At 60.3% G+C, this 479-nt stretch carries 1 pseudogene; it reads right to left on the bottom strand.

The window, feature by feature from the left end:
* Positions 1-276 precede the first annotated feature (276 nt).
* Positions 277-479: pseudogene (locus EN749_RS37065) on the bottom strand (hypothetical protein); the annotation flags it as partial.

Here is a 479-nt window from a genome sequence, read left to right as displayed (position 1 = left end):
CTCCTAGAGCTTGCGTGCGGACGCCAAAGGTGCCTGCCAAAAAACGAAGATTTTTCAGAAGGCGCCATCCTCGCCGTCGCGAAAGGGTGGAATCTTGCTGTCTGAGCCGACTGCCGGAATGCACAGGTAGCGCCAATTGGAGACGCTTGGTGACGACGCGTCGAATGTCTTAAGCGGGGCCGTGAGCGGACAGTCAGCTTTCGGGTCTTGGCGATTGGATAACTGCCGTGCGCGGCGGGCACTTCCGAATGGCAGGAAGCGCCCAATTGAAGACGTTCAGGTAGTCAATCCATGGTCCCGAAAGCAGCCAAAGCGCGCTCCCGACACCGTCGCGATAAAGGCTCGCAGGTCGGCCAGCATCAGTTCCGGCTCTTCCAGCGCGGCGAAATGCCCGCCCCGCGGCATGTCGGTCCAATGCACGATGTTGTAGGTTTTCTCCGCGAACGAGCGCGGCGGCGGCAAGAACACCGGATCAGGAA

It is taken from the genome of Mesorhizobium sp. M7A.F.Ca.ET.027.02.1.1, from assembly GCF_004022985.1.
In the GTDB taxonomy this organism is placed as follows: Bacteria; Pseudomonadota; Alphaproteobacteria; order Rhizobiales; family Rhizobiaceae; genus Mesorhizobium.
The sequence above is the reverse complement of the archived record's forward strand: the minus strand, read 5'-3'. Positions and strand labels throughout refer to the sequence as shown.